This is a genomic window from Paenibacillus algorifonticola (assembly GCF_050481745.1).
In the GTDB taxonomy this organism is placed as follows: domain Bacteria; phylum Bacillota; class Bacilli; order Paenibacillales; family Paenibacillaceae; genus Pristimantibacillus; species Pristimantibacillus algorifonticola_A.
Genome location: NZ_JBCNGR010000017.1, coordinates 21034 through 44235, shown reverse-complemented (window position 1 = coordinate 44235; position 23202 = coordinate 21034). Strand labels below are relative to the sequence as shown.

Below are 23202 nucleotides of genomic sequence, written 5' to 3'. Positions count from 1 at the left end.
TGGAGAATATGAAGTACAAAAACATTTTTCTAAACGATAGTTTGTTTCAAAAGGATCCTGACATCAATAGCGATCATACTCTTAATGAAAATATGGAATACTTCCAAAACAATTATCCTGAAAACTTTTTTTATATTGATCGTTTTCCCCGTTTAGTTAATGATTTTGACAAGTATTCGCAACTAGAAGTTTTTTATAGCCAAGATGGCGATAATGATGTTTACAAATCAGAAGAGAAAAAGTTCATCTCGGTTATATCAAAATTATGGGTCTATAGCGAAACGGTAGTTGAAAGTTCAATTTATTCAGAAGACGATATAACCATTCAATCAGAAGAGCACCCAGAAGATCCATTTTTTTTAGAAGAATTTAAGACTGAAGAATTAGTGAATATTACAAATATAGAGAAATTGACTGGTGTATTAAAACTCGCTTTACGCGGGAAGATTTGGGCATGTCTCATAATCAATGATCTATCCATAGTAATTTGGTGTAACGATCTTTTATTGGGTGTATATTTCGAAGACTCTGCGAAGTACAAACCTCTAGTGCAAAGCATATGTACTACCGAAGGATTGTATTTACGATCTTTTACCGAGGGAGATTCAATGGAGTAAGAAGGGGCAAATCCTATTCCTCTCTCACCACCGTACGTAACGATTGGTATACAGCGGGGTTCAGAAATGATTCTGTATCAAGTTATATCTCACTGCTAACCCTTCAATCCATTTTTTTCAAATTTTAAAGTTCTTATCCTTAGGCAGACCTGAGGATAAGAGCTTTTCTACTTTGTTTCTGGTTTTTTATTGTTTCCCAAGACACATTTCCAGTCTACGTTGGATCCAATTATCCATGTCGACAAAGGTAATTGGCGTAGCCGCTAGTAAAAGCAATCATTTCATCCTATAGATTTAGGTATATTTCCTCAGAAGCTGACACATAAAACGTAACGGTTCAATCACTTTCAATTACGCTGGATTAAGCTCAGCGCTGCAGGCCAGCGCCGTTATATAATCGAAGAAACGCTCCGGCTCCACATCGTACACGAGGCTAACTGGACGGCCATCAGCCGCTTCAATGGTGCGTCCTTGGCTGGCGCCATGCGCAATTGCCTTGCTGTGCACCGTCTTCATTGAGACTAGGCTCGAATCGCCCACTGTTGCCGTTGTTAGAACATCCCATAAGTAATACGTCGAATTCGTTTCCATATAAACAAGCGGCGGACATGCTGCATAACATTGCCCGACAAAATCCATGCCCTCATGGCGACGCAGCGAAGCCCAGCGATTGCGGATTGGCAACGTCAATGGCACTTTATTGGTGCTTTCCAAAGCAACGAGGAAGATCGGAATTTCGCTTGCCCATACCCGCTCCACCGCTTCCGGGTCCCAGAACGCATTCCATTCGGCAGTCCCATCATGCTCCGGCTCCTGTACGTTGCCTTTCTCATTGAACGTTCCGCCCATCCAGACAAGCTTCTCGATCTTCGCTTCAATATCTGGCGCTTCATCTAGTGCACGGGCTAAATCCGTCAGCGGTCCCGTGAACAGCAGCGTTGTTTTCTCATCTGAGGCACGAATGGCCTCAATCATATGAAGATGGGCCGGAAGCTCCGCTTCACGCGTCTTGATCTGCTCCGGCTCGTTCAAGATCGGCAGCGCATCGACGAAAAACGTATGCATCCGCCATTCCGCAGGGAACGGATTGCGTCCGCGAGAATTGGATCTCGCAACCTCGACGCTTGCCGAGGCATTGCCACGTCCAAAGCGGTCGATGATTTTACGGCTGGCTTTCATGCCAGGCTCCAAATAGCCATCAGCCGGAATGACCGATACGCCGACCAGCTCCACCTCTTTCATTTGCAAAACAAGAAATAAAGAAACGAGATCATCTACTCCCGCATCATGATTGTAATAAAGTCTGGTTCCCATACGCATCCATTCCCTTCACTTGTATAAATTGCTCCTTAATTTGTCCATCCTAAAACTTCGGCAGTATGATCATAAAAAAGCAGCGTTTTCCCGCCTGAGTTCATTCCCAGACTGAGTAAACGCTGCGCTTCCACAATTAGTTGCTTACTGGGATGGCGTTGTAATACTCCTCCAGCGTCTGATCGTTATCCGTCAATTCCTTCGCCAGCGCCTTGCCTACATATCGAAGATGCCACGGCTCGTATTTGTAGCCGGTAATTTTATCTTTGCCTTCAGGATAACGGATTATAAAGCCATATTCATAGGCATGCTTGCCGAGCCATAACGCTTCATCCGTGCCGCCAAAGCAGCTTTCGGCTGCACATTTGCCATCGCTTCCAGACACGTCAATCGCAAGTCCCGTCTGATGCTCACTCGTCCCCGGGATAGCGCTGTACGTTCTGGCTTTCTCCAGGCCATCCTTTTTCACATAACGGTCGAACAGCGCCTTTTGGGTCGCTTGCGAACGATAGGCCGACACACCTGCTAAATAAATTTTGTCCTTCTTGGCTCCTGCAAACAGCTCTTCCAAAGCGTCCGCTGCTACTTTGCGCATTTTACGCTTATCGATTTTCTCGCTGAAAATAAAGGCCACATCCGGGTATACCAGCTCGGAAGGCTCGTAATCATCCGGCAGCTTGTTTTGCTTATTCACTAGCGCCGTGACGCTTTCCGGCTCCGCTACAACGGCTAAGCCTTCATCCAAATCGCCAGAAGAGCTGCCGCTTGAAGGCTTTGCTGTTGCCTTCGGCGTTGCTGTCGGCTTTGAGGTCGGCTTCACAGTCGGCGACGCTGTAGGAGCAGGCGTGGCGGCTTGCGTTTCTTCTGCTGTTGGTGTTTCTTCCGCCGTCGCCGTTGCTGTAACCTCCGGCGTAGGACTGTCCTCAATCGGGGAAAGGGACGGCGAAGCGTCCACTTCGGCCGTAGCCTCTACTGTCGGCGAAACAGCCGCTGCATCACCAGAACCAGGTGCCTCAGCCGCCGTTTTATCAAACCTCACAATTACTATAACAGCCATCGCAATTAAGCATAAAGATAACAAAATAACGACCGCTCTTCTGCGTTTTCTCTTCATGATGCACTCCTTATTTAGTTTAATGTACAGGGAAAAAGGGTAATAAACGATAAGTCTGTTCTTTTTATACTATACCTAATAGACTTCATACTGCCTTAAAAGGTTGCCGAAACTTCCAATGTAATTTTTGTGAGCCTCCTCCGCGAATATGCGGCATAGGTCTAATTTTGCATTTTGACATTCTACTATGAGAAGAGGCATAATAAGTATGAATTTATCGTAAATTTACGAGGGACTCGGCCTTTATTTGTCGAGGGAAGGTAGGCGATACTTTGACTTTATCTGCACCAAAACGTCTGTTCAGCACCAGACCGATCATTGTTTTCTCCATTATTGTACTATTCAAAAGCTTTCTTACATGGATGGTTGTATTCGGAAGCCCATCGTGGAGCACCTTGTTTAAGGAGGTTCCATTTGCGTTAATCGTCTTTTGCCTCATTGAGTGGTTCGCAACGAAACGCAAGCTGACGTATTATTTAACTGCGAATTTACTAATAACAGCCATTCTCTTTGCTGTGCTGATGTACTATAAATATTACGGCGTCATCGTCACCACCTCTGCACTAAAGCAGGTCAATCAGGTAACGGCGGTTAGCAACAGCGTATTTTCACTGATGGACCCGTATTATTTACTCGTCTTTATCGATGTGATCCTTATGTTCTATTTTCTCGTTCGCAAGCAGAAGGCGCAGTATTGGAAAACCGCCAGCCAGACTCGTGTGAGCAAAAGAATGCTAACGACCGTCTTCGCGGTATCGCTCGGCCTGTGCCTTTTCAACATTTTGCCGAATAGCGCCAGCATGAATGAGATTGTGAAAGCCGAACAAATGGGCATCCTGAATTATGAGGCCTATACGATTTTTGGCAAAAAAGAAGCTGAGCTTGTCGATTCCTCCACGATTACGCAGGAGAAAATCAACAGCCTCAAGACGCTTGAGCCTGTCGCCACGCCGCAGCTGCAAGGCGCCGCCAAGGGCAAGAACCTAATTATTATCCAGCTGGAATCGTTCCAAAACTTCCTCATCGGCCTCACCATTGACGGCAAGGAAATTACGCCGAATATGAATAAGCTGGCGAAGGACAACTATTATTTCAAGCATTTTTACCAAGGCGTGGGTCAGGGCAATACGTCCGATGCTGAATTCATTGTAAACACGTCCTATTATATTCCGCCTAATGGCGCCGCTACCCAAGTGTATGCTGGCAAGGTACTGCCGAGCCTGCCGCGCGTTTTGACGGAAAACGGCTATGATACGGCGACGTTCCATACGAATGTCGTGGAGTTTTGGAACCGCGGCGAGCTGTATCAGGCACTTGGCTTCAATCGCTATTATGATAAAGCCTTTTTCGGTGAAGACGATACGGTATTTTTCGGCGCCTCCGATGAGGTGCTGTATAAGAAAACAGCGGATGAGCTTGCGAAAATGGACAGCAAGGACCAGCCATTTTATGCTCAAGTCATTTCGATGACCGCTCACCACCCCTTCACCATACCGGATACGAAGTATAAAATGGAGCTGCCTGAGCGTTACGAGGGCACGTTCGTCGGCGACTACATTCGCGCCCAGAACTATGCGGATTACGCGCTTGGTGAGTTTATTGACGATCTCAAGCAGCGCGGCCTCTGGGATGACAGCCTAATCGTGCTATACGGCGATCATCTAGGCTTGCCGATTTATTCGCTGGATCGCGATGATAAAGAGTTAATGGCGGAAATTTACGGCTATGAGTACAGCTATACGGATATGATTAATATTCCGCTTATCATTGCTTCTCCTGGCGTTACCTCGCCCAAAGAGTTTGATCAGCTAGGCGGACAGGTCGATTTGCTGCCGACAATTTCGAACTTGCTTGGCGTTTCGCTCGATAAGCAAATTCATTTCGGCCAAGATTTGTTGAACAGCACCTCGTACAACCTGCTGCCACAGCGCTATTATTTGCCGACGGGCTCCTTCGTCAGCAGCAAGGAGCTGTTCCTGTCCGGCAGCGGCTACGACGATGGCACCCATCACCCGCTCGCAGGCGATGGCATGGAAAGCGCCAAGGAAGCAACCGAGGATGAATACAACCGCGCGCTGGAGCTCCTTCAGCTCTCCGACAGCTACGTCAGCCAGCTGCCAGACCACGAACCGCAGAAATGACGCAAACAAGCGGCAGGCGGGATCCGAGCATAATGCTCGAATCCTGCCTGCCGCTTTATTTTTCACAAAATTCCCAGTCATCTATCATACTGTTTGCCTGCTGCACCTGTTAGGCCTGTTTCGCCGCCTCCAGCACTTCCTGCACATGGCCCTCGACTACGACGCTGCGCCATTCTTTCGCCAGCTTGCCCTCTTCATCGATCAGAAAGGTCGAGCGCTCGATGCCCATAAACTCCTCGCCATTACGGCTGCGCAGCTTCCATACGCCAAACTGCTCGGCAACCTGATTTTCGGTATCCGAAAGCAGCAGGAAAGGAAGCTCATGAGCAGCAATGAACTGATCATGCGACGCCAGATCATCCGGGCTGATGCCAATGACTTCGGTATTGAACGTTTTGAATTGTCCATTGAAATCACGGAAATCGCAGGACTCTGTTGTACATCCCGGTGTCATATCCCGCGGGTAAAAATAAATGACCAGCTTCTTGCCCTTATAGTCCACCAGCGATACGTTCTTGCCATTCGAGGCTGGCAATGTAAAATTCTCAACCTGTTGTCCAATTTGCACTTGCGTCATGTCCAATCAGCTCCTTTGTAATGGATATTGCGGCTTGCTTACTCAAACAACGATAGCATTTCCTTCAGCGAGATGCTACAAACTCATAGAAAAGCGGTGTGTTCATGACAAACTCGCGAAGTTGCTGCTTATCGGTATAAAGGGAATAAGCAAGCGTCAGCTTCATAAGCGCCGCATCCACCGACATATTTTCGATAAAGGACACTCCCGCCTGCTGCAAAGCGACCGACGACGCATATAGCGTCTCCGAGCTGTCCTTAAGCGGACACAAATACAAGTCTACGCTATGCTCGGCGCAATATTTGGCGAATGCAAGCAGGGAATGGCGCTCGCTTGCACTCGTGTTCGCCGTGCCGGAGTGGAACAGATCGTGAACGACAGCCTTCGGCGCTTTTTGCCCAAAATCAAAATAGTCATACGTCATGCCGGAAAATGGCTTTACATACAGCAGTCCCGATTGCAGCTTATCCTTGCCAGCGGTGAACGGGCTCGGGGAAGGCTTGCGAGAACGCAGCTCCTGTACAGGTGGGTTGTAAGAATGCTGATTTACGATCAGCTTGCCCTCGCTCATGATGCCATAATGCACGTCATACGGGCATTCCAGCTGATCGGTGAACGACACCGCCTGCGTCACGCGCGTGCCTAAATACACGATGGCCTCGCCTGCGCTGTTTTCATAGACGACGTAGACGCCCTTCAGCTTCTCGCCATCTATGAACTCAACGGCCGAGGCAAAGTTGCGCAGTCCATTGCTGCGCGGATCGCCAAGCGGATAGTTGCTCGCCACCAGCACAATCGGGATGGGGCTATCACAAAAAATATAGCTAAGCATCGCAGCCGAATATGCAAGCGTATCTGAGCCGTGGGTGACGATAATGCCGTTATAACGGGATAAGTCTGCGCTGCGGATCGTTTCAATCAACACATTCCAATCGTCTGGGACCAGATTTTCACTGAGAATATTCAGCGGCTGCGCGCATTCCAGCTTTACAGACTCGCGGCAACGGGGGCTCGATTGATAGCCTTCAATAATCGCATAGGAGCCTGCTTCTCGCACGCTAATCGCTCCTGCGCCAGATTTGCTGCCAATCGTCCCACCCGTGAAAATAACTAGAAGATTGCTCACTTGGTTTCCTCCATATCCAGCAGCTTTGAAGGTCGCCCTTCGCACCAGCCGCCTGTTCATACCAGTTCCCATTCATTCTACTATCTTCTCCGCAAGCTGTCTAAACCTATACGATCCTACAGGAATATCAGGAAAAGTTACCCGCTTTTTGCCGCGACACCCTGACTTTTCGCAGCGCCTGGCTTTTTCTTGACGGTCGCCCTTCCCAAAAACAAGCCTACGCTAACGATTAACGTCGCACCATACATGAATTGCACAAGGCCAAGCTGTGTATCCGTTCCAGCCAATATGCCGTGAAACAAAGCCAGTAAATAGATCGGATAGGCAAGCATATGGATAGCGAGCCACACTTTCCGCTTCAGCTTCGGACGCAGGTCCGAGGTTAAAATCAACACGAGCATGCCATAGAGCGCAAGCGTACCTATGCCGTATATCACCGGATGCTCATGCGCGGTAAAAGGAATCAGCAGCTCTCCCCATGTAAATGGCGTGTACGTATCAATGACGAGCACCGCCATATGCAGCAGCGCCAGCAGTGTTCCCCCATTCGTGAAACGGATATGCCAATTGTACACGCGGGCTTTGCTGGGTCCTTTCACAAACGGATAGCTGTACAGCATACCCAGCGACATGCCGACGAACAGCATCAAGTAAGAGCCAATGCCGAGCACCCGCGTCATTTGCCATGTAGGCCAGCTCAAAATCCATTCTGTCATGCTGACTCCTCCTTTTCGCCTTCGATCTCGCATTCGATTTCGCTTCTGCTGCTGGCTCTAGCCCTAGCCGCGGTTCCCGCTTTATTCAGCGGTTCTCGGATATTCCAATTCAAGCCAGACTTGCGGCCTTTACTATGTTTCACAATCTCGCCGCCGCTCATGAAAATAACGGCTTCACAGTCTCGCGCATGCACGTCCATCAGCCGCAAGCCTTGATCGAGACCGGCGATGCACAGCGTCTTCGCCCATATTTCACAAGCGACGGCATCGGGGCCTGCAACCGCTGCTTGAACGACATCGCTGACGCTCGGCTGCATCGTCAGCGGATCGATCAAATGATGCGAGGCCAAGCTGCCCGTTCCCCACTGCCTGCCCAGCGTCCCCGAGGTCGCAACTGCGCCGTTAGCCAACAGCAGCTCCCCAACCGTTGCTCCAGCTTCCCATGGATGCTGGAGATCAATAATGGCTGGCTGCGCGGCTGCGCCCCCGCTGTTCCAAGCATACAGATCACCGCCGGCATTGACGATGCCTGCCGGAACCCGCCTGCTGCGCCTCAGCCAATCGGCGAGCTTCTGCACGGCCCAGCCTTTGGCGATGCCGCCGGCGTCGATACTCGTTCCCCCGGCGAGCTTCACCGCCTTCATGCCATAGTCCAGCTCCAGCTCGCCAGCCGGGCTCAGCTTCCGCCGCTCAGCACCGCCAGCTCCCGCCTGGAATGCCGCCGCGTGCTCGAAAGATTTCGTATAGCCGGACGCTTCCAGCCCCGGCAGTATCCGCAGATCGAACACCCCTGCCGTCAGATGGCGATAGCTTTCCGCCGCTGCAATAACCTCAAACAGCCAGTCCGACACGACGACCCAGCTGCCCGCCGAACGGCCAAGCCTGCTCCACTCGCTATCCGGGCGGAAGCGGCTAAAGCGCTGCTCCACCGCCTCAAACCAGTCGCGAGCGCGGTCTGCATAAAAGGCTGTCGTGCGGCGCTCATCCGCTGCATAATCCAGCAAAATTTCGACATTCGTATTCATCGCCCGAAACCGTATCGTCCCCCGCCCGCTCATCGTTAGGACCTGCCTGACTGGGAGCGCATGCCGCCCGAGCTGCTTGAGCTGCCGCTTCCACTGCTGCTCCGGTTATCCACGCTGCCGCGGCTGCCTGAGCTGGAGCTGTCTGACCAACTGCTTCCGCTGCTGCCGTTATTCCAGTCCGAGCTGCCGCTGCCCGAAGACCCCGTGGACATCCACTGGTCCACCGTATCCTGCTGATCGCCCTGCTGCTCCGTTCCGGAGGCCGTGCTGCCTCCGGCCGCCGCTGTTTGCGCCGCCTGAAAAGCCGCTGTATTTTGCACCGTACTGAATAATATAAAAATGCCCGCCGCGCCTGCGGCACCAAGCTGCCATTTTAACCATTTCGAATTTCCACTCATCCTTCTCCACCTGCCCTACTCGTTGTAGTTTAGCTAAGTATAGGAAGCCAAGATGAAAGCAGCGTTAAAACTATCTGAAGAAACGCTAAAAGAAAACGCCCCTACTCTACGATGCGGATTAAGCCTGTATACAACAGAAAAGAATGCGGTCCTTGGACCGCATTCTTCACCTGCCTCTATTCAGCTTAACTATTCTCCAGAAGACAAAAATCTCTCCTAGCGGCTGCCTCGTTAATCCGCTGCTCCGCTACTTCTTCGCCACATACTTGCGAATATCGAATGCGACCGCAGCGACAATAATCATCCCTTTAATAATGAGCTGCCAGTACGGGCTTACGCCGACAAAGGTCAGACCGTAGTTGATGACGCTGAAAATAAGCACTCCTGCGAGTATGCCTCGCACGCGCCCGACACCACCCGCCGTCGAGACGCCGCCGACGACGCAGGCCGCAATCGCATCCAGCTCGTACATATTTCCGTAGTTGTTCGTAGCTCCCCCCGTGCGGGCAGCCTCCAGCACGCCGGCCAGTCCATAAAGCGCGCCGGCAATCGCATAAATATAAATCAAATTGCGCGATACATTAATGCCCGATACATTAGCGGCCTGGATGTTGCCTCCAATGGCGTACATATTTTTGCCCAGGCGCGTGTTATTGAAAATGACCCAGACGATAAACGAGACGACAATCGCTATAATAACGATATACGGGATCGAATAGGTGCCGTTCGGCCCGATATACCCGGTCCCCAGCTTGCTGAATTCCTTGCTTAAGCCCCCAATCGGCTGAGATTGGTTCGGCTTCATATCGAAATAAAACGAGTTTACACCGTACACGATAACCATTGAGCCGAGCGTCGCAATAAATGGCGGAACATGAAATTTTGCGACAATAATACCGTTGATCAAGCCAAAAATCAAACCGACGACAATCGCCAGTATAATCGGTACGATAATCGGTAGCTCCGGCAGATTAGGGAAAAACTTGCGCGGATAATCCGACATTTGCAGCATCGACGCCGAAACGACAGCGCTCAAGCCAACTATCCGCCCAGCGGATAAATCCGTTCCTCCCGTAATCAGCACAAACGCTACGCCTAGAGCGATTATGACCCGCGTCGACGATTGCAGCAAAATATCCCGCAGCGTCGTAATGCCGATAAAATTAGGGTCAGCTACAGCTATGCCGACGATAAGCAGAACCAATATAATATAAATCGCATTTTGGGAGAAAAAATGCTTAACTCCTTTTGCATCCAGTGCATTCATCGTATTCACTCCTCCAAGTTGTCCTGCCCGCTACTACTGTGCGGCAAGCCGCATAATTTCTTCTTCCGTCGCCGCTTTGCCGTCTACGATGCCGGATATGCGCCCCTCGCGCATGACGATGATGCGGTCGGACATGCCGATCAGCTCCGGCATTTCGGAGGAAATCATAATGATGCTTTTGCCCTGCTTGGCAAGCTCGATCATGAACGAATAAATTTCATATTTCGCTCCGATATCGATGCCGCGCGTCGGTTCGTCCAGCAGCAGCACCTCCGGGTCGGTCAGCAGCCATCTGGCGAGCAGCACCTTTTGCTGATTACCACCGGACAGGTTGCGAATGAGCTGCTTGGTCGATGGCGTTTTGACCCGAAACTTCTCCACGCTTTGCTGCGACACTTCGCCAATCCGCGCATTGCTAATTAAGCCATAGGGTGTCTTGAACCGACCCAAATTCGCAATAACTGTATTTTCCGCAATTGTCAGCACGGGAAAAATCCCCGTCACCCGCCGCTCCTCGGTGAGCAGCGCAATGCCTTGACGAATGGCGTCAGACGGCGCCTTCAGCTTTATTTTTTTGCCATGCAGATGAATGCTGCCCCGCTTAAGCGCCCGCATCCCGAACAGCGCTTCTATAACCTCGGTCCGCTGCGCCCCTACAAGCCCGCCGAGCCCCAAAATCTCGCCCTTGCGGAGCTCGAACGAAACATCCTTAAACGAATGCGGATGCACGGAGGTCAAGCCTTCTGCCCGCAGCAGCACCTCACCCGGCACGTTCGTCCGCTCCGGATAACGATTGGATAAATCCCTGCCCACCATGCGGGTAATGATTTTATCAATCGTCAGCTCCTTCGCCTCCCATGTGCCGACATGCTTGCCATCGCGCATAATGGTTACATCATCTGAAATACGTAATATTTCTTCCATTTTGTGGGATATATAAATAATCGATACACCGCGCCGCCGCAGCTCATTAATGATGCGGAACAGCTGCTCCACTTCATTTCCGGTGAGTGAGGAGGTCGGTTCATCCATGACGATGACCTTCGAGTGGAACGATACCGCTTTGGCAATTTCAAGCGATTGAATTTTCGATACGGACAGATCGCCTACCTTTTGTTTCGGATGAATATCCATCTCCAGATCTTTGAGCAGCTTCACCGTATCCTCCTGCATTTTGCGGTGGTCGATGAATTGCAAAGGCCCCAGACCTCTGGTCGGGAATCGTCCGAGCCAGATATTTTCCATGACGTCGCGCTGCGGCACCGGGTTCAGCTCCTGATGGATCATTGACACCCCGAGGGCCAGCGCATCCTTCGAGCTGTTGATTTGCACCAGCTGCCCACCGAGCATGATGTCGCCGCCGTCGGGCTTATAGATGCCGAACAGGCATTTCATCAGCGTTGATTTCCCCGCACCATTTTCGCCCATCAAGGCATGTACCGTACCGGGGCGCAGCTTCAGCGTCACATCGTCGAGCGCCTTCACGCCGGGAAAAGATTTGGAGATGTTATTCATCTCTAGCACATAAGCCGGATGCTCTGGCATTTGTATAACACCCCTTTACAAACAATTAAGTTAAAGTTATCCAGTAAATAGCCGTGTTTAAACGGCACTGCCAGCCTTTGGAGGCAATGCTCGTTTTGCTGCAAGCGTAAACGGCTGTCACCGTCCTCTGGCGGAAAAGCTACCGTTAAAAAAAGCAAGGGCAGCGCCAGCCTTATGCTTCCCTTGCTCCTTTCGTACCACTTTATTCCTTTCGTCCTCACAGGCCACTATTTCAGCACTTGATCCTTGTTCTCGCTCGTTACCTTCTGATATGGAATCCATACGTATTTGCCGTCGGTAATGTCGAAGCCAGTGTTGTCCTTGCTTGGCGTTTCGCCAGCAGCGAGTACGCGGGACAGCTCGACCGTCGCCTTGCCTTGGTTCACCGCATCGTTGAGCACTGTGCCGAGCAGCGTGCCTTCATCCAGCGCCTGAATCGCAGGAGCGGTAGCATCTACGCCGACAACCGGAATATATTTATCGCCGGTAAAATAGCCCGCCGCATTCAGCGCTTCAATCGCACCGAGCGCCATATCATCGTTGTTGGCGAGGACGGCTTCGATTTTATCGCCATGGGAAGCGATGAACGCCGCCATTTTTTCCTGCCCTTTTACCCGGTCCCACATCGCTGTGTCCTCTGCCAGCTTCTCGACCTTGATGCCTGCATCCTCAATCGCCTGCACGGAAAACTTCGTCCGCAGCTCGGCATCCTGATGGCCCGGCTCGCCTTTGAGCATGACGTATTGTAATACGCCGTCCCCATTCTTATCCGCTTCCGGATGCGCCTTCCAATAATCGACGATGAGATCGCCGGACATCGTGCCCGATTCCTCCGCCTTCGCTCCGACAAAATACACCTTATCCCATTTCGCCATATCATCCGCCAGCGGCTCGCGGTTAACGAAGACGACCGGAATGTCTGCTGCCTTGCCTTTATCAATAATGACGCCCGCTGCTGTGCGGTCTACCGGGTTAATGATCATCGATTTGACCTTCTTCGTAATGAATAGGTCAACCTTGTCATTTTGCGTCGGCTGCGAGTTTTGGCTGTCTACGATATCCACCTGCACCTTGCCTGCCGCCGCTTCCGTAATCGCGTTGCGGACGCCTGTCATAAACGTATCGTCAAACTTGTAAATCGCAACCCCTACCTTCGGCTGGTCGCCCTCGCTTCCCCCTGCGTTGCCGTTTGATGCCGAGCAGCCTGCCGCTACCGTCAATGCGCCGATCAGCAGCGCAGCCGTTACCTTTTTCATTTCATCATGACCTCCCCGTTTTTTTAAAATATAAGAATTTATAAGTTTCACACTTATAAATAGGCTTATATTTCACCCGCGAAACAGTAGCTTCTCCGCCAAAGGACGGCTTCAGCCGTTTACGCTTGACGTATAGGAAAGTATATGAATTTGCTCATACTTTCTCTATACGTTTCGTCGAAACGATGGCGTCTATAGAAAGGACGCCGCCAGCCGTTTACGCTTGGTTCATGCTGATGAGCGTGTGCAGCTCTGTTTCTCTTTCGTGTCCTCATTATGGCTGAAACGGGGCCGGAAACGAATGTAAAATCCTCATCATTTTTATTAAAATCCTCCTTACTTCTGGATAAAGGGAAACAGCACCCGCTGATTTTCAGGCCAAAACATCGTGTCGCTATTTACCAGCTTGGCTTCCATCGCTACATGCAGCGGCACTTCCTCGCCACGCAAAGCGAGCACGGCGTTTTTGATGCCAAGATAGCCGATGCTGAACGGATTTTGTACCAGCACCGCTTGCAGCTGATCCTCCTGCAGCAGCTCAAGCAGCTCCATGGAGCTGTCAAAGGCGACAATTTTAATTTTGCCACCGAGCCCTCGCTGCTTTACCTCAAGGGCAGCTGAAACGGCAGCTTGGACATTAAGCGCCAATATGCCATCCACCTGCTGCTCGTCCAGCAAGCTGCTGACGACGCTTCGGCAGTTGCCTTCAGCCTCCAAACAGGGCTTAATGCCGATAAGCGCCATGCCGCTTTCCTCGGCAAGCGCCTCCTTAATGCCCTCCTCGCGGCGCAGCTGATTGTTGTCCCCAAGGCCGTCCGTCAGTAAGGCAACGCTGCCTTTGCCCGCCAGCAGCTCGCTCATTTTGAGAGCAACTGCGCGGCCCGCCTGATGATGATTAATTGTGATGCTTGAGCTGATGCCCGCTTCCTCCGTCTCCGTGTCAATTGCAATAAGCGGAATCCGCGCTGCCTTGCCCGCCTCGACAATGCCGGTCGTAACCTCTTCATTTCCAGCGGCGAATACGACTGCGTCGGGGTGATGCACCAGCGCAAGCTTTGCCATTTCCAGAAGCTGCTCCGGGCTGCCCTGCTTATCCGGCCCGGAAATATGCAGCGTCACATTAAACTCCTTCGATGCAGCTTCGGCGCCCATGACGACGGAGTTCCAGTAGTCGCCGTCCAGCCGCTTGAGCAGCAGGCTGATGTCGATATTTTCACGCTGAATGGCGCTGTCCTCTGCCGGATGCGTGGTGCAGGAGCCCAGCAGCGCAGCCATAGCCACCATGCACAGCATAGTGAGCCGTCCCAACCTGCGTTTTGCGCTCATCCTTCCTCACTCCTCTCGTCGGTTTCATCGCCAGCTTGCTTGAACGGGAAACATATCGTCACGGTCGTTCCCTCCTCCAGCTCGCTCTCAAACTGCAAGCCATAAGGCTCGCCGTAAAACAGCCGAATCCGCTCATGCACATTGCGCACGCCTACGCCGGAGCCCGCGCGGGAAGCCGCGCTGGATGCAGAACTCGATGCAAAATTGGCGGAGGTTGAACTCTTAGAAGCCATTGAAGCAGCCCCTCCGATGGTGCCGTGACGATCAGCCTTACGACCTCCAGCATATCCCGACGGCTTGGCGGTACTATCGCTGGTTTCTTCCGTGAGCAGCGCCGCCAGCTGCTCGCCGCTCATCCCGAGCCCATTGTCACTCACCTGCAAGTACACTTGCCCGGCCTCGATCCATGCACGAACCGTAATCAGCCCTTTATCGACGGACGGCTCGATGCCGTGCATAATGGCATTTTCCAGCAGCGGCTGCAAAATCAGCTTGAGCGACAAGCTGGGCAGCGCCGCCTCTTCGACGTCAAACACATAATCGAATTTATTTTTGAAACGGATATTCTGAATGATGAGATAGTTCCGCGCATGCTCCAGCTCACTCGCCAGCGGAATCATCGGCTTGCCTTTGCTGAGGCTGATGCGGAACAGCTTCGACAAGGAGGTAATCGTCGTCACCACCTCCTCGTTGCGGTTCATGCCGACCATGCGCACGACCGTATTGAGCGTGTTGTATAGAAAATGCGGATTAATTTGCGATTGCAGCGCCTCAAACTCATATTTGCGCTTCGCCTCCTGCTCCACAACAATTTGCTGCATCAGCTCGCGAATTCGCGACACCATCAGATTAAAGCGTGTGGATAGCCGCTCTACCTCCAGCGGCCCGCGAATCGCGGTCATCGTATGGAAATCGCCGCGCTCGACATTTTTCATCGACTTCTCCAGCTGCCGGATCGGACGGGCAATAATGCGCGAAATGAGCCACGACATCACGATGACGAATACGAGCAAAAGCAGCAGCAGATTCAGCAAATAATCGTTCAGCTCGCGCTTCGTCGTAATAATCTCATCGGTAAAGGACACTCCGACCACCTTCCAGCCGATGTTGCCGATCGTCTGCACGGTAATCATTTTGTCCTCGTCGCCGGATTCGTCATGAAAGCTGCCGAACGTATATTTCAGCGCCTGCTCCACGTTTTCGCTCTTCAGCCCGGCATAGATGAGCTGCTGCTGCGGATGATACACCATATTGCCCGCACTTTCGTCCACAATGTAGACGTAGCCCTTCTTCCCGAGCACGACCCGCGAGGACAGCTGATTGATTTTGTTAAAATTGACGTCCAGCAGCAGCACGCCATGCTCCGTTTTCCCGCCCCGTACTACGGTAATGCCTTTGCTTAGCGAGACGACCCATTTGTACTGCATTTTGTACATGTTCTGCACATGCGGCAGCGAGTAGCTGAGATGGTTCGGCGTTTGAAGCGCACTCTGGAACCAGCGCTGATTGTATAGACTCAAATTTTCCTTGAGCGCAACGCCCGGAATGCTCATCATAACCTCGCCGTCATGCCCAATGACCGCCAGCGATACAATTTCTCCCCGAATGCCGATGATCGTGTTCAGCTGGCTGCGCAGCTCCTCTTCGTTCACATCACCGCTGCGGCTGATCGTATCGTGGATAACCCCATAAATTTCCGACATCCCCTGGATATAATCCTCCAAATTGTAGCTGACCTGATCGACGACCTGCTGGGTATTGCGCAGCGCATTCGTCTCTGCCGTCTGCGAAAACTTGTTGTACAGCAGCACGCTGACCATTATAATCGCCGCCGCAGCAAACACCGACAGCGCCACGGAAATCAAAAACTGGATGCTGCGCTTCCTCATGGCGTCTCTGCATTCATCGCCTGATTGCGGTATTCCTTGGCGGAGACGCCTACATTTTTCTTAAAGCACAGTGAAAAATAATTCGGGTCCGCGAAGCCGACCTTCTCGGCAATTTCGAACGTCTTCAGCTCCGTCGCCCGCAGCATTTCCTTCGCCGCCTCCATCCGCAGCTGAAGCAAATAGCCACCAAAGGTCAGCTTCACTTCCTTCTTGAACAGGCTGCTAAAGTAGCCTGCGCTAATATGCAGATGACTGCACAGCCGGGCAATCGACAGCTCGCTGTCATGGAAGTTTGCCTTCGTATAACGCACCGCTTCCTCGACCAGCTGCTTGTAGGAGCTTTGTCTGCGGCTGGCGATATGATGGCGGATCTTCTCGCAGAGCGACATATACCAGCTTCTCGTCTCCTCAAGCCCGCTAAGCTGCTGCAGCTCCGCATAAATTTGCAGCTCGTAGCCCGCTATTTCATACAGACTCAGCCCTGCTTCCTTCACCAGCTTCATTATCGCCGTCATCATCTCCAGCATGTACAGCTGGTACTCCCGATAAGCCGCGTTAACGCCTTCAATCTCATCAAAAAGCGCGGCCACCAGCTGCTCCAGCTCCTCATGCGTACCTACTCGCAGGCACCGGATGAGCGCCTGCTCCTTGAGCTCGTCGAATTGCAGCTCCTCGACGTAGCGCGTCTCCACATCGTCAATGCAAATGATCCGGTTGCTGCCAACCAAATTATGATAATCCAGCGCCTGCTGCGCCTCCTCATAGCCCTGCTTCAGCTGCGCGACATCGGGCAGCGTCGAGCTGACTCCAATCGTCACGGGAAAACGCAAGTATTTCCGGATATTTTGCAGCATTTCAGCGAGGCCGCCCAGCGTCCGCTCCATTAGCTCCAAGGCGCCTGCTCCCTGTCCAACCGCAAGCAGCACCACCTGATCCTGATGCAGAAAAACTTTGCCCAGCCCGAGCCTGCCACACACCTCCTCCGCCACATTGCGCAGGGCAAACAGCTTGAGATCGAGATCGCTGGAGGCCGCAAGCGAGCTTTCAGCCGTTCGCAGCGGAACGCCGGGAAGCGCTTCCAATACATGCGTGTGCAGCACGGACACAATGTATGCCTCTCCCGCCAAATCGAGCTCATATTTCTCTGCCTTCTCCTCAATCTGCCGCAGCGGAAGCTTACGGGAGAGCAGCGACGACAGAAACAGCTCCTTCACGACCGGCAGGCTTGTACGGTAATGCTCCTGCAGCAGCTGCATATTCTCCCGTTTCTCACGCTCATCATCCAGCCGTTCCTTCACCTTGTCCATCACCTCAAGCAGCTGCTGCGCGGAAAAAGGCTTTAAAATATACTCATCCACCTGCAAGCCGATCGCCTGCTTGGCATATTCGAATTCATCATAGCCGGAAAAAATAACGATGCGCGTCAGCGGATACGTCTTCCTCGTCCATCCCGCAAGCTCCAAGCCGTTCATATACGGCATGCTAATATCCGTCAATACGATGTCCGGCTCCAAACGCTCGATCAGCTCCATCGCTTCCCGGCCGTTCGCCGCTGTATCTACGATTTCAAAGCCATGGCGCTCCCAGGCAATTTCCTGCAGCAGTCCGCTGCGCGTCTCTTCTTCATCATCCACCAATAGCACTTTATACATCGTGTATCCCCCCGCTATTTAAATACGCGGCCGATCAGCCGCAAAGACCTGATTCTGTCAACATGCTATTTATCATATTCGTTTCCTTGTTTTCTGGAAAGAGGGGGTGCTTTTAGAAAATAAAAGAAATCGCGAGATAAATCGATCTTACTAAAGATAATTCTCGTTGTAAGCGTTTAAAATCAGGCTAATCCGCTGCGTTCGCTCTCTTTTGCCGCGTAAGCTTCCTTTACAGCACTCGCGGCGGGGGAGTATGATTCATAGCATGCATGAACCTTTTTTTGAAATATAAGAATTTATAAGTTTTGCACTTATAAATAGGCTTATATTTCTCGGACTGAAACGCGCTGCGCCGCCAAAGGAAGGCGTGCCGTTTCACCTTGAAATATAGGAAAGTATATGTTTTCGTTATACTTTCTCTATATTTCTAAGGGCAAAGCTCTTCGCTCGTCCCAGAAGGACGACGAAGTCGTTTTTGCTTGATCGCTGAGTCTTCGCGCACTAGGCGAAGAGCGGGGGAACCAAACGCACTGCAAGAGTCCGATGTGAGAGTCGGAGGCTGGCAGCGCAGGGGTGAATCGTTTGCAGGAGTGTCATGAAACTCCAGGCAAATGTAGGGCGACTCTCACCGCCCGAATCCGACAGCTAACCTCGTAAGCGCAGGTGTAGAGAGGAATGGTGAACGATTGTGACCTTGTAAATCAGGCCACAGAGCGTCATACGCCTCTGTGGTTTTTTGTTGTCTTTTTTTCGAAAATAGCACTCGCAACATCGGCAGATATTTTGTTTCAATCGCTGAGTTCTGCACTGCCGCAGAAACGGGGGAACCATCGACGGCTCTCTGTCATTGTCCAATGGACGATGACAGAGAGCGTCACGGGGTGAATCGCTTGGGCACGATAAGTGCCGAGCGTAGGGCGTCTCTCGCGCCCGAATCCGACAGCTAACCTCGCAAGCGTCAACGGGAGAGGCCACACTTACACTTATCGCAGGCGAATCAAGGGCAAATGCTGCCCGGATGAAGGAAGCTGCGGGTGAAGAGTCCTCTTTGCCCAAGGCTTCTTTTTTGCTGCCTTTTTTTCCAAAATGACCAGGGATAAATTGAAATAAGGAGCGCTGCAGCTATGCTGGATATCGAAATGGCTTTGACCTTAATTGCAGCTTTCGGGCTGATCGCCGGATTTATATGCTGGTGCGACCGTTCCATTAGCGAAACGGAGGAACGGGGATGATTGTCATATTGCTCGTTACAGGGGCTTTGCTGGTGTATCTCGTCTACGCCTTGCTCCATCCGGAAAAATTTTAGCTATATAAGTTGAACGATTGACTAGCAACGGGCCGCTGCTTCCTTCTTCCTATGCATTTTTTAGTTCAGCTTATATTACTGCGGTTTATTATTCATATAAGAGGAGGAACGGCTGTGGACGTCCTGCAAATGGCGGTAGTCATCGGTATTATCATGCTGATCGCAAAGCCGCTTGGGCATTATTTATATTCCGTGTTTTCAAACGTTCCAAACCGTACCGACAAGCTGTTCGGACGAATCGAGGCGATCATTTATGCAATAATTGGGCTCAAGAACCGCCAAGGCATGAGCTGGAAAAGATATGCGCTCAGCTTTATTACACTCAATTTTGTGCTCGTAGCTGTCAGCTATGTGCTGCTGAGGGTGCAAAGCGGCCTGCCGCTTAACCCGAATGGAATTGGCAGCATGGAGCCGACACTCGTCCTAAATACGGTCATCAGCTTTATGACCAATACGAATCTCCAGCATTACAGCGGCGAATCAGGGCTGACGTATTTTGCGCAAATGGCGGTCATTACGATGATGATGTTTACGTCCGCTGCTACCGGCTTTTCCGTTGCTGTCGCCTTTGTACGCGGCATTACGAGCAAGGGCGGAACGCTCGGCAACTTTTTCGTGGATTTCGTCAAAGCGCATACGCGGATTTTCTTCCCGCTGGCTATCGTCATTACGCTGCTGCTGGTGGCGCTGCAAGTGCCGCAAACGCTTAGCCCTACCATGACCGTTACGACACTTACGGGCGCAGTTCAGCATATCGCCATCGGGCCAGTCGCCTCGCTGGAGTCGATTAAGCATCTTGGCACGAATGGCGGCGGTTTTTTCGGAGTCAACTCCGCCCATCCGTTCGAAAATCCCAACCCGCTGACGAATGTCATTGAGATTTTGTCCATGTGGGCGCTGCCTGCCGCGCTGCCCTTCATGTACGGTCGGTTTGCGAAAAGCAGCAAGCAGGGCTGGGTTATTTTTTCGGCGATGATGGCGCTGTTTCTGATCTTTCTTACGATTTCCTATACGGCTGAAAAAAGCGGCAACCCGCTGATCGCCACGCTCGGCATCGACGCTTCGCAAGGCAGCATGGAGGGCAAGGAGGTTCGCTTCGGCATCGCCCAGTCCGCGCTGTTCACGACGGTGACGACGGCGGCCACGACCGGCTCGGTCAATTCGATGCACGATACGCTGACTCCGCTTGGCGGGCTCGTTCCCCTTGCCCAAATGATGCTGAACGTCGTCTTCGGCGGCAAAGGCGTCGGGCTCGTCAATATGCTGATGTATGCGATGCTGACGGTGTTCATCTGCGGGCTGATGGTCGGGCGGACACCAGAATTTCTCGGGCGAAAAATAGAGCCGCGCGAAATGAAACTGATTGCCATTGCCATTCTCGTGCATCCGTTTATTATTCTTGCACCAACGGCAGCGGCTTTTCTGACCGATCTGGGGCAAGGCGCTATATCCAATTCGGGCTTTCATGGCATTACGCAGGTGCTGTATGAATATACGTCCTCGGCCGCCAACAACGGCTCCGGGTTTGAGGGGCTTGCCGACAATACGCCGTTCTGGAATATAACGACCGGGCTCGTGATGTTTTTCGGCAGATATATGTCGATGATCGCGCTGCTCGCTGTAGCCGGATCACTCAGCCGCAAGCAGTGGGTGCCAGAGACGATTGGAACGTTCCGAACAGACAATTCGCTGTTTGCCGTTATGTTAATGGGCGTCGTTATTTTGATCGGCGCGCTCACGTTTCTGCCCGTCATCGTCACAGGGCCAATTGCCGAGTTTTTAACGATCCGTTAAAGGGAAATGAGGGGTAAGCGTTATGAATGACCAACGTGCTAAAAAATTATTCACCGGGCCGCTCGTGACCGAGGCACTCAAAATGAGCCTCCTCAAGCTGAATCCGGTTCATATGATGAAAAATCCGGTCATGTTCGTTGTCGAGATTGGAACGCTGATCGTTCTGCTCATGACCGTATTTCCAGGGTACTTCGACTCGCAGGATCGCATCGGCTTCAACTTGACTGTCTTTATTATTTTGCTGTTTACGGTGCTGTTCGCCAACTTTGCCGAGGCGTTAGCTGAAGGCCGCGGCAAAGCACAGGCTGGCTCGCTGAAAAAAACGAAGCAGGAAATTATGGCGAATAAGCTGCTGGGCGACAGCATTCAAGTCGTCCCTTCTACGGAGCTGCGCAAAGGGGATATCGTCATCGTCTCCCAAGGGGAAATGATTCCCGGAGACGGCGAGGTCATTGAAGGCCTCGCTTCCGTCGATGAATCGGCTATTACCGGCGAGTCGGCCCCCGTCATCAAGGAGGCGGGCGGCGACTTCAACTCCGTGACGGGCGGAACGCGGGTCATCAGCGACCGCATCAAAATGCGGATCACGAGCGAGCCCGGCGAAACGTTCATTGACCGGATGATCGCGCTTGTCGAAGGGGCAAAGCGGCAAAAAACGCCGAATGAAATCGCCTTGAACACGCTGCTCATCAGCCTGACGATTATTTTCCTCATCGTCGTCGTCACGCTTGGTCCGATTGCTGCTTATGTAGACGTCAATCTGGAAATTCCCGTGCTCATCGCGCTGCTCGTCTGCCTCATTCCGACGACGATCGGCGGCCTGCTGTCCGCCATCGGCATCGCCGGCATGGATCGGGTCACCCAGTTCAACGTGCTGGCCATGTCCGGGAAGGCGGTCGAAGCAGCCGGCGACATTAATACGATGATTTTGGATAAAACCGGGACGATCACCTTCGGCAATCGGATGGCTAGCGAAATCAATCCGGTGGGCACCGCTGGAGCAGATGAGGCCGCGGCATGGGCCGCCATTTCCTCCCTGCAGGATGAAACGCCGGAAGGCCGCTCGGTGCTGGAATGGATGAAAAAGCACAACAAAACCTATGATGCCGCACTGGGCGAAGGCGGTCAATTCGTTCCTTTTCAGGCCGAGACGCGCATGAGCGGCATCGATTTGGCCGATGGAAGGCTCGTGCGCAAAGGAGCCGTTGAAGCGATTCGCGGGTGGGTGCTTGCCCAAGGAGGAGATATACCAGCTGATCTGGCTCAGGAGACCGAACGGATCGCCAAGGAAGGCGGCACGCCGCTCGCTATCGCCGTCGATCAGCACATATTCGGCTTGATTTATTTGAAGGATACGGTCAAGCCGGGCATGAAGGAACGGTTCGACCAGCTGCGAGCGATGGGCATCAAAACGATTATGTGTACGGGCGATAATCCGTTTACGGCGGCAACTATCGCCAGAGAAGCGGGCGTCGATGATTTTATTGCCGAAAGCAAGCCGGAGGATAAAATCGCCGTCATCCGCCGCGAGCAGGCGGAAGGCAAGCTCGTCGCCATGACGGGGGACGGAACGAATGACGCGCCCGCACTCGCGCAGGCCGATGTTGGCCTGGCGATGAACAGCGGCACGACGGCTGCCAAGGAAGCTGCCAATATGGTCGATCTGGATTCCGACCCCTCCAAAATTATAGAGGTCGTTTCGATTGGCAAGCAGCTGCTTATGACGCGCGGTGCGCTCACGACCTTCAGCATCGCCAATGACGTTGCCAAATATTTCGCCATCATCCCGGCGATGTTTATGCTGGCGATTCCGCAAATGCAGGCGCTGAATGTGATGCAGCTCGGCTCGCCGCTGTCGGCGATTTTGTCCGCGCTCATCTTTAATGCGATCATTATTCCGCTGCTCATTCCGCTGGCGATGAAGGGCGTCACCTATCGTCCGCTCAGCGCCGCCCGCCTGCTCAGCCGCAATTTGCTCATTTACGGGCTCGGCGGCATGATCGCGCCGTTCATCGGCATTAAGCTCATCGACATGATGGTTCATATTTGGATTTAACATTGTCTTGATAGGCTTTGGCATTTTTGCGGCATTTTTAATGAAACGAACCTTTATTTAGAAAGAAGGGATTTGCGCTATGC

General features: G+C 52.1%; 19 protein-coding genes and 2 riboswitches. Of the genes, 6 read left to right on the top strand and 13 right to left on the bottom strand.

Annotated features, from left to right (window positions below; all coding sequences use genetic code 11):
- Positions 1-8: 8 nt before the first annotated feature.
- Positions 9-617, top strand: coding sequence for a hypothetical protein (locus tag ABEW34_RS16455; protein WP_430160260.1), 609 nt, complete (start codon positions 9-11; stop codon positions 615-617).
- A 351-nt stretch (positions 618-968) separates the two neighbouring features.
- Here ABEW34_RS16455 and ABEW34_RS16450 read toward each other — a convergent pair whose 3' ends face one another.
- Positions 969-1931: a nucleoside hydrolase gene (locus ABEW34_RS16450; RefSeq protein WP_430160259.1), complete on the bottom strand. Its 963-nt coding sequence runs from the start codon at positions 1929-1931 to the stop codon at positions 969-971.
- Between the two features lie 136 nt (positions 1932-2067).
- A complete protein-coding gene (locus ABEW34_RS16445) occupies positions 2068-3045 on the bottom strand; it encodes a D-alanyl-D-alanine carboxypeptidase family protein (RefSeq protein ID WP_430160258.1) in 978 nt (325 codons plus the stop codon).
- A gap of 272 nt (positions 3046-3317) precedes the next feature.
- Between ABEW34_RS16445 and ABEW34_RS16440 the strand changes: the two genes are divergently transcribed.
- Complete coding sequence (locus ABEW34_RS16440; RefSeq protein WP_430160257.1) at positions 3318-5186, top strand: LTA synthase family protein; 1869 nt, start codon at positions 3318-3320, stop codon at positions 5184-5186.
- A gap of 109 nt (positions 5187-5295) precedes the next feature.
- On the opposite strand, the gene bcp is transcribed toward ABEW34_RS16440, so the two are convergent.
- The 5 genes from bcp to ABEW34_RS16415 form a co-directional block, all read right to left on the bottom strand.
- Entirely contained in the window at positions 5296-5763 is a 468-nt protein-coding gene (gene bcp / locus ABEW34_RS16435) for a thioredoxin-dependent thiol peroxidase (protein ID WP_430160256.1), read from the bottom strand.
- 64 nt (positions 5764-5827) lie between these two features.
- The gene (locus ABEW34_RS16430; protein WP_430160255.1) at positions 5828-6889 is read right to left on the bottom strand and encodes an asparaginase; all 1062 of its coding nucleotides are present in this window, start codon (positions 6887-6889) and stop codon (positions 5828-5830) included.
- Between the two features lie 137 nt (positions 6890-7026).
- Positions 7027-7605, bottom strand: coding sequence for a ferric reductase-like transmembrane domain-containing protein (locus ABEW34_RS16425; protein WP_430160254.1), 579 nt, complete (start codon positions 7603-7605; stop codon positions 7027-7029).
- Complete coding sequence (locus ABEW34_RS16420; RefSeq protein WP_430160253.1) at positions 7602-8663, bottom strand: FAD:protein FMN transferase; 1062 nt, start codon at positions 8661-8663, stop codon at positions 7602-7604. The genes ABEW34_RS16425 and ABEW34_RS16420 overlap by 4 nt, the downstream gene beginning before the upstream one ends.
- 2 nt (positions 8664-8665) lie before the next feature.
- Complete coding sequence (locus ABEW34_RS16415; protein WP_430160252.1) at positions 8666-9028, bottom strand: hypothetical protein; 363 nt, start codon at positions 9026-9028, stop codon at positions 8666-8668.
- A gap of 52 nt (positions 9029-9080) precedes the next feature.
- Between ABEW34_RS16415 and ABEW34_RS16410 the strand changes: the two genes are divergently transcribed.
- Entirely contained in the window at positions 9081-9248 is a 168-nt protein-coding gene (locus tag ABEW34_RS16410; RefSeq protein ID WP_430160251.1) for a hypothetical protein, read from the top strand.
- Positions 9249-9275: 27 nt separating this feature from the next.
- Here the strand turns inward: ABEW34_RS16410 and mglC are convergent, their stop codons facing one another.
- The 6 genes from mglC to ABEW34_RS16380 all read right to left on the bottom strand — a co-directional run bounded on the left by mglC (position 9276) and on the right by ABEW34_RS16380 (position 17963).
- Entirely contained in the window at positions 9276-10295 is a 1020-nt protein-coding gene (gene mglC, locus ABEW34_RS16405; RefSeq protein WP_430160250.1) for a galactose/methyl galactoside ABC transporter permease MglC, read from the bottom strand.
- Positions 10296-10328: 33 nt separating this feature from the next.
- Positions 10329-11840, bottom strand: coding sequence for a sugar ABC transporter ATP-binding protein (locus tag ABEW34_RS16400; RefSeq protein ID WP_430160249.1), 1512 nt, complete (start codon positions 11838-11840; stop codon positions 10329-10331).
- Positions 11841-12067: 227 nt separating this feature from the next.
- Entirely contained in the window at positions 12068-13096 is a 1029-nt protein-coding gene (locus ABEW34_RS16395) for a galactose ABC transporter substrate-binding protein (protein WP_430160248.1), read from the bottom strand.
- 336 nt (positions 13097-13432) lie between these two features.
- Positions 13433-14422: a substrate-binding domain-containing protein gene (locus ABEW34_RS16390; protein ID WP_430160247.1), complete on the bottom strand. Its 990-nt coding sequence runs from the start codon at positions 14420-14422 to the stop codon at positions 13433-13435.
- Positions 14419-16311 carry a cache domain-containing sensor histidine kinase gene (locus ABEW34_RS16385; RefSeq protein ID WP_430160246.1) on the bottom strand — a complete coding sequence of 631 codons (1893 nt, stop codon included), beginning with the start codon at positions 16309-16311 and terminating at the stop codon, positions 14419-14421. Before ABEW34_RS16385 ends, ABEW34_RS16390 begins: the two co-directional genes overlap by 4 nt.
- The gene (locus ABEW34_RS16380) at positions 16308-17963 is read right to left on the bottom strand and encodes a response regulator (RefSeq protein WP_430160245.1); all 1656 of its coding nucleotides are present in this window, start codon (positions 17961-17963) and stop codon (positions 16308-16310) included. Before ABEW34_RS16380 ends, ABEW34_RS16385 begins: the two co-directional genes overlap by 4 nt.
- Before the next feature lie 474 nt (positions 17964-18437).
- A riboswitch (cyclic di-AMP (ydaO/yuaA leader) is annotated at positions 18438-18638 on the top strand.
- A gap of 108 nt (positions 18639-18746) precedes the next feature.
- A riboswitch (cyclic di-AMP (ydaO/yuaA leader) is annotated at positions 18747-18936 on the top strand.
- Between the two features lie 255 nt (positions 18937-19191).
- On the opposite strand from ABEW34_RS16380, the gene kdpF reads away from it, so the two are divergent.
- The 3 genes from kdpF (at position 19192) to kdpB (ending at position 23119) form a co-directional block, all read left to right on the top strand.
- Positions 19192-19269, top strand: a complete 78-nt coding sequence (kdpF, locus tag ABEW34_RS16375; RefSeq protein ID WP_081418871.1) for a K(+)-transporting ATPase subunit F — start codon at positions 19192-19194, stop codon at positions 19267-19269.
- Between the two features lie 114 nt (positions 19270-19383).
- The gene (kdpA, locus tag ABEW34_RS16370) at positions 19384-21063 is read left to right on the top strand and encodes a potassium-transporting ATPase subunit KdpA (RefSeq protein WP_430160244.1); all 1680 of its coding nucleotides are present in this window, start codon (positions 19384-19386) and stop codon (positions 21061-21063) included.
- A gap of 22 nt (positions 21064-21085) precedes the next feature.
- Positions 21086-23119, top strand: a complete 2034-nt coding sequence (gene kdpB / locus ABEW34_RS16365) for a potassium-transporting ATPase subunit KdpB (RefSeq protein WP_430160243.1) — start codon at positions 21086-21088, stop codon at positions 23117-23119.
- Positions 23120-23202: the final 83 nt, after the last annotated feature.

Excerpts from the sequence above, each read along its gene's own strand:
- ABEW34_RS16455 (WP_430160260.1), top strand. The coding sequence starts at position 9 with ATGAAGTACAAAAACATTTTTCTAAACGATAGTTTGTTTCAAAAGGAT.
- ABEW34_RS16450 (WP_430160259.1), bottom strand. The coding sequence starts at position 1,931 with ATGGGAACCAGACTTTATTACAATCATGATGCGGGAGTAGATGATCTC.
- ABEW34_RS16445 (WP_430160258.1), bottom strand. The coding sequence starts at position 3,045 with ATGAAGAGAAAACGCAGAAGAGCGGTCGTTATTTTGTTATCTTTATGC.
- bcp (WP_430160256.1), bottom strand. The coding sequence starts at position 5,763 with ATGACGCAAGTGCAAATTGGACAACAGGTTGAGAATTTTACATTGCCA.
- ABEW34_RS16425 (WP_430160254.1), bottom strand. The coding sequence starts at position 7,605 with ATGACAGAATGGATTTTGAGCTGGCCTACATGGCAAATGACGCGGGTG.
- ABEW34_RS16420 (WP_430160253.1), bottom strand. The coding sequence starts at position 8,663 with ATGAGCGGGCGGGGGACGATACGGTTTCGGGCGATGAATACGAATGTC.
- ABEW34_RS16415 (WP_430160252.1), bottom strand. The coding sequence starts at position 9,028 with ATGAGTGGAAATTCGAAATGGTTAAAATGGCAGCTTGGTGCCGCAGGC.
- ABEW34_RS16410 (WP_430160251.1), top strand. The coding sequence starts at position 9,081 with ATGAAAGCAGCGTTAAAACTATCTGAAGAAACGCTAAAAGAAAACGCC.
- mglC (WP_430160250.1), bottom strand. The coding sequence starts at position 10,295 with ATGAATGCACTGGATGCAAAAGGAGTTAAGCATTTTTTCTCCCAAAAT.
- ABEW34_RS16400 (WP_430160249.1), bottom strand. The coding sequence starts at position 11,840 with ATGCCAGAGCATCCGGCTTATGTGCTAGAGATGAATAACATCTCCAAA.
- ABEW34_RS16395 (WP_430160248.1), bottom strand. The coding sequence starts at position 13,096 with ATGAAAAAGGTAACGGCTGCGCTGCTGATCGGCGCATTGACGGTAGCG.
- ABEW34_RS16390 (WP_430160247.1), bottom strand. The coding sequence starts at position 14,422 with ATGAGCGCAAAACGCAGGTTGGGACGGCTCACTATGCTGTGCATGGTG.
- ABEW34_RS16385 (WP_430160246.1), bottom strand. The coding sequence starts at position 16,311 with ATGAGGAAGCGCAGCATCCAGTTTTTGATTTCCGTGGCGCTGTCGGTG.
- ABEW34_RS16380 (WP_430160245.1), bottom strand. The coding sequence starts at position 17,963 with ATGTATAAAGTGCTATTGGTGGATGATGAAGAAGAGACGCGCAGCGGA.
- kdpF (WP_081418871.1), top strand. The coding sequence starts at position 19,192 with ATGATTGTCATATTGCTCGTTACAGGGGCTTTGCTGGTGTATCTCGTC.
- kdpB (WP_430160243.1), top strand. The coding sequence starts at position 21,086 with ATGAATGACCAACGTGCTAAAAAATTATTCACCGGGCCGCTCGTGACC.